Origin of the sequence: Pseudodonghicola xiamenensis DSM 18339 (assembly GCF_000429365.1) — a bacterium.
In the GTDB taxonomy this organism is placed as follows: domain Bacteria; phylum Pseudomonadota; class Alphaproteobacteria; order Rhodobacterales; family Rhodobacteraceae; genus Pseudodonghicola; species Pseudodonghicola xiamenensis.
In genome coordinates, this window is record NZ_AUBS01000043.1 from 17,321 (window position 1) to 27,273 (window position 9,953).

Annotated in this window: 12 protein-coding genes and 1 pseudogene; 11 read left to right on the forward strand and 2 right to left on the reverse strand. The window is 65.1% G+C overall.

What is annotated here, in order from left to right:
• Positions 1–14 precede the first annotated feature (14 nt).
• The gene (locus G455_RS0120010; RefSeq protein ID WP_154664440.1) at positions 15–839 is read right to left on the reverse strand and encodes an IclR family transcriptional regulator; all 825 of its coding nucleotides are present in this window, start codon (positions 837–839) and stop codon (positions 15–17) included.
• 321 nt (positions 840–1,160) lie between these two features.
• Here G455_RS0120010 and G455_RS0120015 point away from each other — a divergent pair, with 321 nt between their 5' ends.
• The 10 genes from G455_RS0120015 to ureG all read left to right on the forward strand — a co-directional run bounded on the left by G455_RS0120015 (position 1,161) and on the right by ureG (position 9,400).
• Entirely contained in the window at positions 1,161–2,573 is a 1,413-nt protein-coding gene (locus G455_RS0120015) for an amidase (RefSeq protein WP_028095310.1), read from the forward strand.
• Between the two features lie 133 nt (positions 2,574–2,706).
• Entirely contained in the window at positions 2,707–3,150 is a 444-nt protein-coding gene (locus tag G455_RS0120020; protein ID WP_028095311.1) for an acyl-CoA thioesterase, read from the forward strand.
• A gap of 191 nt (positions 3,151–3,341) precedes the next feature.
• Positions 3,342–4,139, forward strand: coding sequence for an urease accessory protein UreD (locus tag G455_RS0120025; protein ID WP_028095312.1), 798 nt, complete (start codon positions 3,342–3,344; stop codon positions 4,137–4,139).
• A gap of 3 nt (positions 4,140–4,142) precedes the next feature.
• Complete coding sequence (locus tag G455_RS0120030; RefSeq protein ID WP_028095313.1) at positions 4,143–4,445, forward strand: urease subunit gamma; 303 nt, start codon at positions 4,143–4,145, stop codon at positions 4,443–4,445.
• Positions 4,446–4,463: 18 nt separating this feature from the next.
• Entirely contained in the window at positions 4,464–5,051 is a 588-nt protein-coding gene (locus G455_RS0120035; RefSeq protein WP_229861846.1) for a HupE/UreJ family protein, read from the forward strand.
• Positions 5,052–5,063: 12 nt separating this feature from the next.
• Complete coding sequence (locus G455_RS0120040; protein ID WP_028095315.1) at positions 5,064–5,369, forward strand: urease subunit beta; 306 nt, start codon at positions 5,064–5,066, stop codon at positions 5,367–5,369.
• Positions 5,370–5,547: 178 nt separating this feature from the next.
• Positions 5,548–7,308, forward strand: a complete 1,761-nt coding sequence (gene ureC, locus G455_RS0120045) for an urease subunit alpha (RefSeq protein ID WP_028095316.1) — start codon at positions 5,548–5,550, stop codon at positions 7,306–7,308.
• Between the two features lie 265 nt (positions 7,309–7,573).
• A complete protein-coding gene (locus tag G455_RS0120050; RefSeq protein ID WP_028095317.1) occupies positions 7,574–8,161 on the forward strand; it encodes an urease accessory protein UreE in 588 nt (195 codons plus the stop codon).
• Positions 8,109–8,792 (forward strand): urease accessory protein UreF, encoded by a 684-nt coding sequence (locus G455_RS0120055; protein WP_229861845.1) that lies wholly within the window; start codon positions 8,109–8,111, stop codon positions 8,790–8,792. The genes G455_RS0120050 and G455_RS0120055 overlap by 53 nt, the downstream gene beginning before the upstream one ends.
• On the forward strand, positions 8,789–9,400 hold the full coding sequence (ureG, locus tag G455_RS0120060; RefSeq protein ID WP_028095319.1) for an urease accessory protein UreG: 612 nt from the start codon (positions 8,789–8,791) through the stop codon (positions 9,398–9,400). The genes G455_RS0120055 and ureG overlap by 4 nt, the downstream gene beginning before the upstream one ends.
• On the opposite strand, the gene G455_RS26525 is transcribed toward ureG, so the two are convergent.
• Positions 9,378–9,521, reverse strand: coding sequence for a hypothetical protein (locus G455_RS26525; RefSeq protein ID WP_154664441.1), 144 nt, complete (start codon positions 9,519–9,521; stop codon positions 9,378–9,380). The genes ureG and G455_RS26525 overlap by 23 nt on opposite strands.
• Before the next feature lie 125 nt (positions 9,522–9,646).
• On the opposite strand from G455_RS26525, the pseudogene G455_RS0120065 reads away from it, so the two are divergent.
• Positions 9,647–9,953 (forward strand): annotated as a pseudogene (locus tag G455_RS0120065) (transposase); the annotation flags it as partial.

The following is a 9,953-nucleotide window of genomic DNA, read 5'->3' on the forward strand; positions in this document are numbered from 1 at the left end:
GGTCGCAGGCGCGCTCAGGCCCGACCGAGCGCGCTGACCGTCTGCACCAGTGACGGGGCGACGGCGTGGGTGAAGTCCTCGGCCGTCCAGTCCGACAGAAGCGCAGTGACCGTGACCGCCGCGATGGGGCGACGTTCGGCATTGAGGATGGCCGCGCCGATGGCGATTTCTCCGGGTAAAAGCTGTTCTTCCGCAACGACATAACCTTGCTGTGCCGCCATGGATGCCTTTTCCATGATGGCATCTTCGTCGACCAGGGTCCGCGAGGTATAGCTGCGGCGGTCCGAGCGGCGGATGATGTCGCGGGCCTGGTCCTCGGGCAGATGAGACAGCATCGCCCAGCCCGCCGAGGTGCAATAGATCGGCACGCTCAGTCCCACCAGCATGGCGTGCAGCACTTCGCGCTTGGGGGGGAGGCGGGCGGCATAGACCAGCCTGAGATCGTCGATCAGCGACAGATCCACCCGTTCATTCACATTGCGCCTGAGATCCAGCAGCAGCGGCACCGCTGGTTGCAGCAGGTCGTTCAATCGCATGGCGTCGAAGATGTGATCGTAGATGCGGATGCCGGGGATATAGCCCCGGTCATGCGGGTCGCGTTGCAGATAGCCAAGCTGGCGCAGCGTGTGCACGATCCGCTGGGTGGAACTGCGGTCGAGACCCGCCGTCCGGGCGATCTCGGTCAGGCTCATCGGACGGTCGGCTTCGTGAAAGGCCGAAAGTACCATCATCGTCCGCGCTGTGGCGCGCAGGAACAGTGGATCGTTCTCGATGGCATCGTCGAGTTTGCGCGCCCCCGATTCGCTGTGGTGGTGAGAGCGGTTCACAAACCCGGTCATCGAGGTGCCCTCCCGGTGGGGCGGGCGGTAAAATGAGACCGTTTTATTTGTGCGCAATTTTTGTGCATTTATTCCGTTTCCCGGTAAATATGCAGATCATATCTGGTTACGGTTTAAGCAGATCATTTATTGGTCATCTATAATCATTCTACAATATTACTGTATCGCTCAGAGATACACAATGCCCTGAAAGCGGTTGCGATTCGGATGTTGCGCTTCTGTCTCGGGGCTCCCCTGCTCCGGTCGCCCCATTCGGGGGGATCGTCGGGCGGGTCCCTGTCACGGGGGCCGCCCTGTTCCATTGATGACCAAGGAAAGACCATGACCTCCTCCGACCTTCACGCCCTCTCGGCGACCGAATTACTTGCCGGTTATCGTGCCGGGACCCTCTCTCCCGTCGAGGTGACCCGGGCAGTGATCGCCCAGATCGAACGGTGCGAACCGCATTTGCACGCCACCTATTGTTTCGACCCGCAGGCGGCGCTGGCGATGGCTCAGGCCTCCGAAGCACGCTGGCGGGCGGGAACGCCGATCGAGGCGGACGGGGTGAGCATCGACGGGGTGCCCACCACCATCAAGGAGAATATCGCCACCAAGGGTGTGCCGGTGCCCAATGGTACGGCCGCGACGCCGTTGATCCCGGCCGAGCGCGATGCGCCGCCGGCTGCCCGGCTGCGCGAGGCGGGGGCGGTGATCCTTGGCAAGACGACGATGCCCGAGTTTGGGGCGATGTCCTCGGGATTGTCGAGCATTCATGCCCTGACCCGCAATCCCTGGAACACGAAGATGAATCCGGGCGGCTCCTCGGCCGGTGCGGGGGCCGGCGGCGCGGCGGGCTATGGGCCTTTTCATGTCGGCACCGACATCGGCGGCTCAGTCCGGTTCCCGGCGGCCTGGAACGGCCTCGCCGGGCTGAAGCCCAGCCTTGGCCGGATCCCGATCGACCCGCCCTATATGGGGCGCTGTGCCGGCCCAATGTGCCGCACGGTCGAGGATGCGGCGCTGATGATGGCGGTGCTTTCGCGCCCCGATCCGGATGAGCGTGATTCCATGAACCTGCCGCCGGCGAACCTGCCGTGGACCGATCTCGATATCGACCTGAAGGGCAAGCGGTTTGGCCTGTTGCTCGACCCCGGGTGTGGCATGCCGATCGATCCGCAGGTGATCCCGCCGGTGATCGAGGCCGCCAAGGCCTTTGAGGCCGCCGGCGCCATCGTTGAGCCGCTGGACCCCTGGATGGACAACGACATGTTGCACGGGCTCGATCTGTTCTGGCGGATCCGCGCGGCCCGTGACATCGAGGATCTGAGCCCGGAGCAGCGCGCGAAGGTCCTGCCGATCTTTCTGGAGTGGGTCGCCCCGGCGCAGAAGGTCTCGGCGCTGGAAGGGTTCCGCGCCTATTCCCGCACCATGGAGATCCGCACCCGGACCGTCGCCGCGACCAAAGGGTTCGATTTCATTCTGTCGCCGACTGCGGCCAATACCAGTTTTCCGGCGGAATGGGGGTATGCCAACAACGACGTGACCCTGGCGCATGACCAGATCGGCTTTACCGTGCCCTTCAACATGAGCGAGCAGCCGGCCGCCACGGTCTGTTGCGGGTATGATGCCAATGGTGTGCCGCTGGGGCTGCAGATCGCAGGCCATCGTTTCGACGATCTCGGAGTGCTGCGCGTCGCGCGCGCCTGGGAGAAGATGCGTGGTGCAATGCGGCCCTGGCCGATGCAGTTCTGACCGCTGCATCCGGCGCGAGGTCTCGGGGGCATCCTGTCCCTCGGGGCCACGCGCCGGGAACGGGGATTTTGCGGTCCTCGACGATATGCTAGGGCAATGCCTGACCATGACAGATCAGGTGAGGAGGTCGGAGATGTCCGGGGAAATCGAGTGTTATCGCGGGGTTGTTCACCCATGGCTCTGCGATGCCATGGGCCATATGACGACGCGCCACTATATCGCGATGTTCGATGACGGGTCTTACCATCTTCTTGCCGCGCTGGGCTTTGGTCCCGACATGTTGGCGCGGCGCATCGGCTTTGCCGATGTGAACCTGAACACCAGTTTCAAGGCCGAGCTGGCCGCCGGCGATCTGATCGTGGTGAGTGGCAGGGTCGAGAAGATCGGCGGCAAGTCGATGATCACCCGCTACACCATGCGCAATCTTGCTAGCGGGGATGTGGCGGCCGATCTGGTGGCGACCACTGTGCAATTCGATCTGTCAGCGCGCCGCGCCATCGAGGTGCTGCCGGAAATCCGTGCCAATGCCCTCCGCCTGTTCCCGGAGGCGGAGATCGCCGCGGGTTCAATGGACTGAAATCCACAATTTGTGCCTTATTTTTGGGCGCAAAGGTGGGCGGTGCTCGGTTTTTCCGCGTAAATCGGGCGGCTTGTCGTGGCTTGGCCCAACCCGGTCTGGAGGCGGCGGTGAATTCGGACGATCCTCTTTCCCAAGACAAGGATGGGGAGGGGCGCGCGATTACCGTGCCGATACGACAGATGCCTGCGATGGACCAACCGCCGCAGCCGCGGGCCGAGGGCGCGCTTTTGGTGTCGGCCAAGCGGTCGGGCGCCGGTAGTGCGCTGGATCGCTATCGTCCGAGCGGTGCGATGAAGGCGATGTTCCCGCGTCTACCCGGGCCGTTGCAGGCCATCGTCATCAACTCGGCCGGCGGTATCACCGGCGGCGATCGGCTGCGGCTTCAGGCCGAGGCGTCAGAGGGGGCGCATCTGGTGCTGACCACCCAGGCGGCCGAGCGCGCCTATCGCGCGGCCTCGGGCTGGGGACGGTTCGATAGCCGTCTGCGCGGCGCGCCGGGATCGACGCTGTTCTGGCTACCGCAGGAGCTGATCCTCTATCAGGGCGCGGCACTGGAGCGATCCCTGCATGTCTCTCTCGAAGCCGATGCGCGGCTTCTGATGGTGGAGCCGGTGATCTTCGGCCGCGCCGCCATGGGCGAGCGGCTGACCGATGCCCGCTTTCGCGACCGGATCAGTGTCGATCGCGATGGGCTGCCGCTTTACCGTGACGGGGTGCGGTTGGAGGGGGACCTGCAGGCGCAACTGGCGCGAATGGCGCGCGGCGCCGGAGCCATGGCCTCGCTCCTCTATGTCGGGCCGGAGGCCGAGGCGCATCTGGCGCCGGTCCGGGCCGAATTGCCGCCGCTTGGCGGTGCAAGCCTCTTGCAGCGCGACGTGCTCGCCGTCAGGCTGCTGGCCGAGGACGGCTTCGGTCTGCGCCGTCACCTTCTGCCCATTCTCGACCGTCTGAGCCAAGACGGTTTGCCCACGTCCTGGAGATTGTAACCGATGCAATTGACCCCGCGCGAAAAAGACAAACTGCTGATCGCCATGGCCGCCGAAGTGGCGCGCAAGCGGCTGGCCCGGGGCGTCAGGCTGAACTATCCCGAAGCGATCGCGCTGATCACCGATGCGGTGGTCGAAGGCGCCCGCGATGGCCGGACTGTCGCCGATATGATGGAGGCCGGGGCCGAGGTGATCACCCGTGACCAATGCATGGAAGGCGTGCCCGAGATGATCCCCGAGGTTCAGGTCGAGGCCACCTTTCCCGACGGCACCAAGCTGGTGACCGTCCACAATCCGATCCGCTGATTTGCCAGGAGAGCCCAGATGAAACCCCAGATGAAACACCTGATCCCCGCCCTTGTTCCCGCGCTGCTGATCTGTCAGCCGGCGCTGGCACATCTGAATCCGGGCGAGCATGGGTCATTCATGGCCGGGGCGTCGCACCCGATCTCTGGCGCCGACCACATCCTGGCGATGGTCTGTGTCGGGCTCTGGGCCGCGCTGCTGGGCGGCCGGGCGCTCTGGATCGTGCCGACGGCCTTTGTCGGCGCCATGAGCCTTGGCTTCGTCGCGGCGCTGGCCGGCATGCCCTTGCCCCTGGTTGAACCGATGATCCTGGCCTCTTCCGTCGTGTTGGGTCTGCTGGTCGCCGTTGCCGCCCGGATGCCGGTGACGGCGGGCGCCGCGGTGGTCGCGGTTTTCGCGGTGTTCCATGGCCATGCTCACGGGGCCGAGATGGGCGGCGCCCATGCGCTGAATTACCTGGCGGGCTTCGCCGTGGTTACCGCCGCGCTGCATGTGGCGGGGCTCAGCTTCGGTCTGCTGCTGGGCAAGGCAAGCCGGCAGCCGATCCTGCGCGGGGCCGGTCTTCTGGTCGCTGTCGCAGGCTCCGCCCTGGCGCTGGCCGGCTGAGGAGGGCGCGCGATGATCCCTGGAGAGCTGTTCCCCGCCGAGGGCAAGCTGAACCTCAACCCCGACCGCATGGCCATCACCCTGATGGTGGCCAATACCGGTGATCGACCGGTGCAGGTCGGCAGCCATTACCATTTCGCCGAGACCAACCCGGGGTTGGACTTCGACCGCGAGGCCGCCCGCGGCATGCGGCTTGATATCGCCGCCGGCACCGCCGTGCGCTTCGAACCCGGCCAGCGCCGCGAGGTGCAGTTGATCCCGATGTCCGGGGCGCGGCGGATCTATGGCTTCAACCAGAAAGTCATGGGGGAGCTGTGAGGTTGGACGCGCCCGAGACCCTGATCCCGCAACGCTGCAGGATCGCGCCCGGCACCGAGGGGGGGCGCAATCGCGCCCGCCCTGGGGGGCGGGGTCGGGCGCGATCCGGAACGCTGCGCGTCCCGGGGATGACCTGTTCCCTTGTCCGCATTCTTTTCAGCCCAAAGGGGATGTCCTGATGCCCACCCAAATCTCCCGCGCCTCCTATGCCGCCATGTTCGGCCCCACCGTGGGCGACCGGCTGCGGCTGGCCGATACCGATCTGATCATCGAGGTCGAGCGTGACCTGATCGCCGAGCGCACTGGCGCTGCCATCAGCGGCGGGTCGGGTGCCAATGCGCTGTCCTATGGCGAAGAGGTCAAGTTCGGCGGCGGCAAGGTGATCCGCGACGGCATGGGCCAATCCCAGGTCACCCGGGCCGGGGGCGCCGTCGATACCGTCATCACCAATGCGCTGATCGTCGACTGGACCGGCATCTACAAGGCCGATGTCGGCCTCAGGAACGGGCGTATCCACAAGATCGGCAAGGCCGGCAACCCCGACACCCAGCCCGGCGTCGATATCATCGTGGGCCCGGGAACCGAGGCCATCGCCGGCGAGGGCAAGATCCTGACCGCCGGCGGCATGGACAGCCATATCCATTACATCTGCCCGCAGCAGATCGAGGATGCGCTGCATTCCGGCACCACCACCATGCTGGGCGGCGGCACCGGCCCGGCGCATGGAACGCTGGCCACCACCTGCACGCCGGGCCCCTGGCATCTGGGTCGCATGCTGCAATCGGCCGATGCCTTTCCGATGAACCTGGCCTTCGCCGGCAAGGGCAATGCCTCGCTTCCTGCCGCGCTGGAGGAACAGGTGCTGGCCGGCGCCTGCTGTCTGAAGCTGCACGAGGATTGGGGCACCACGCCCGCCGCCATCGACTGCTGCCTGGGTGTGGCGGACGACATGGACGTGCAGGTGATGATCCACACCGACACGCTGAATGAATCGGGCTTCGTCGAAAACACCGTTGCCGCCTTCAAGGGCCGCACCATCCACGCCTTCCACACCGAAGGCGCCGGCGGCGGCCATGCGCCCGACATCATCAAAGTCTGTGGTGAAGACTTCGTTCTGCCCTCGTCGACCAATCCGACGCGGCCCTTCACCCGCAACACCATCGAGGAACATCTCGACATGCTGATGGTCTGCCACCATCTGGACAAGTCGATCCCCGAAGACGTCGCCTTTGCCGAAAGCCGCATCCGGCGTGAGACCATCGCGGCCGAGGATATCCTGCACGACATCGGCGCCTTTTCGATCATCGCCAGCGACAGCCAGGCGATGGGCCGGGTGGGCGAGGTGTTGATCCGCACCTGGCAGACCGCCGACAAGATGAAGAAACAGCGCGGCCGCCTGGCCGAGGAGACCGGGGAGAACGACAATTTCCGCGTCCGCCGTTATATCGCCAAATACACCATCAACCCGGCCATCGCCCATGGTATCGGCCATGAAATCGGCAGTATCGAAGAGGGCAAGCGCGCCGATCTGGTGCTCTGGTCGCCGGCTTTCTTCGGGGTGAAACCCGAGATGGTGCTGATCGGCGGGTCGATCGTGATGGCGCAGATGGGCGATCCCAATGCCTCGATTCCGACTCCGCAACCGGTCTATTCGCGCCCCATGTTCGGTGCCTATGGCCGCAGCGTCGAAAACTCGGCGGTGATCTTTGTCTCCGAGGCAGCACAGGAGGACGGCATCGCGGCGCGGCTGGGATTGGCGAAACAGACGCTGGCGGTGAAGAACACGAGGACCATCGGCAAGAAGGACCTGAAGCTCAACGACGCCACGCCGCATATCGAGGTCAACCCCGAGACCTATGAGGTGCGTGCCGATGGCGAGCTTTTGACCTGCGAACCGGCCGAGGTGCTGCCGATGGCACAGCGGTATTTCCTGTTCTGAGGGATTGAGGAATACAGCGCCAACGGCCCGCCCGGGGCGTCAGCCCCTGTTCGCCCCCCCTCGGGCCGGGCGTGAACCTTCCGCTTCTGTCTTGCCGTTGGAGGGAGGGGGGCGGCGTCGCCCGGGCGGCTGTGACGTCGCCCAACAGCGCCCATTCGCCCCTTTGCCTCCCGGCGAGGAAGGGCCAAACTGACCGAAACCACATCCCGGGGGCCGGCCCGCCGCCGCCACACCGCGCCCACGCAAATGACCAAGGACGACCCGAATGACCGACCTTCCCCTGGCCCAGAGCTTTCACCGCAAGGGCGACTGGCATGGCGATGCCGAGACCGTGCTGCTCGATTATGACGGCCGTTTCCTGCGCCGCAAGAAACTGGTGACCGAGGCAGGGCGGGCCTTTGTCGTCGATCTGCCTCAGACCACCTCGCTCGATGACGGCGATGCGCTGGTCCTCTCCGATGGCACCCTGATCGAGGTCAAGGCCGCCGGGGAAGAGGTGCTCTCGGTCACCGGCCCGCTCTTGCCGCAACTCGCCTGGCACATCGGCAACCGCCACACCCCCTGTCAGATCGCCGCCGACCGGCTGGTGATCCAGCGCGATCCGGTGATCCGCCACATGCTGGAACATCTGGGCGCCACGGTGACGGAAGAGATCGCCCCCTTCACCCCCGAAGGCGGTGCCTATGGTCATGGCCGGACCCACAGCCATGAACATGTGCACACCGCCCATGACCACAGTCACGGGCATGGCCACTCTCACGATCACAGCCACGACCATTCCCATGATCACGGACACAGCCATGATCATCCCCACGACCACGATCACGACCATGGCCCCGACCACGCGCTTTGATCCCGGCCTGCTGACGCTCGCGCAATGGCTGTCACCGGCCTATCCGCTGGGCGGCTTCGCCTATTCCCACGGGCTGGAGACCGCGATCCGCGCAGGCTGGATTTCGTCTGCTGCCGAGCTGCGCGCCTGGCTTGAGGATCTGACACAGCATGGTTCCGGCCGGTCTGACGCCACCTTTCTCTGGCGCGGCTACCGGGCCGAAAGCATCGCCGATCTCCTTGCCGTCGACGCCGAGGCGCGGGCCTTCGCTCCCGCCGCCGAGCGGCAGCGAGAAGGCGCGCGGCAGGGGGCGGCCTTTGCGCGCACCTCCGCCGCGATCTGGGGGATCGAGCTGCCGCCGCTGCTGCTGCCGGTGGCGGTGGGGCAGGCGGCGCGGTGGATGGCGCTTGACCCGCAGGCCACCTGCGCGCTCTACCTGCAATCCTTCCTCTCCAACCTGGTCTCGGCCGCCGTGCGGCTGGTGCCGCTGGGCCAGACCGACGGGCAGGCGGTGCTCGCCAGCCTGGCCCCATTGATCACCCGCGTCGCGGCCGAGGCGGAGATCGAAGGCGAGGTCTATTCCAACGCCTTCCTCTCCGACATCGCGGCGCTGCAACATGAAACCCTTGACCCGAGGCTTTTCCAATCATGACCCAGATGAACGGCCCGCTGCGCATTGGCATCGGCGGCCCGGTCGGCGCCGGCAAGACCACGCTGACCGCCCGGCTCGCCGAGGTGCTGAAAGACGACTATTCGATCGGCGTGATCACCAATGACATCTACACTCAGGAGGATGCCGAAGCTCTGATGCGCATGCAGATCCTGCCCGCCGACCGCATCATCGGGGTCGAGACCGGCGGCTGCCCCCATACTGCGATCCGCGAGGACGCCAGCATCAACCTGGCCGCCGTGGCCGAGATGCAGGAGCGTCACCCCGAGGTGGAGATCGTTCTGATCGAATCCGGCGGTGACAACCTGTCGGCCACCTTCAGCCCCGAACTCGCTGATGTGACGCTCTACGTGATCGACGTGGCGGCGGGGGAGGAGATCCCGCGAAAGGGCGGTCCGGCAATCACCAAGTCGGACCTGCTGGTGATCAACAAGACCGATCTGGCCCCCTATGTCGGTGCCTCGCTCGAGGTGATGGACCGCGATGCCACCCGGGTGCGCAATGGCCGTCCCTTCGTCTTTACCGCGCTGAAACAGGGCCAGGGCGTCGAGCGGGTGGTGGAAGAGATCAAATCAGTGGCAGGGCTTTGATCTGTTCACATGCGGATTGAGTCATCCGAAAGTTATCCACATCTCTCTCTGAGAGATTAGAAACCTGCGCCAGTTGTGCCGTCAGGCTGGGTTTTCCCGGATCATCCACGATCTTATCCACAGGGTTTTCCCGGCTGGGGAAATCCTAATTTGGCCTTTTGCGGAAAATGCCGCACCATGGAGTGCCCCGACTGAAATGGTCCACCTTTTGGGATAGAATTCTCCCGTTTTCAGGAGGACGCCGAGATGGCAGGCAAACGCGAGAAGCCCGAGGATATCGTGCTGAAGCTACGGCAAGTTGAAGTGCTACAAGGCCAAGGGAGTTCGGTCCAGGAGGCTGTGCGCCAGATCGGCGTGACGGTTCAGACCTACTACCGATGGCGCAAGCAGTATGGGGGGACGAGCCGCGACCAGCTCAAGCGGCTGAAGGAGCTCGAGGCCGAGAATACCCGGCTTCGTCGCGCCGTATCTGATCTGACCTTGGACAAGATGATCTTGGCCGAGGCCGCACGGGGAAACTTCTAAGCCCTTCCCGCCGCAGGCAATGCATTGA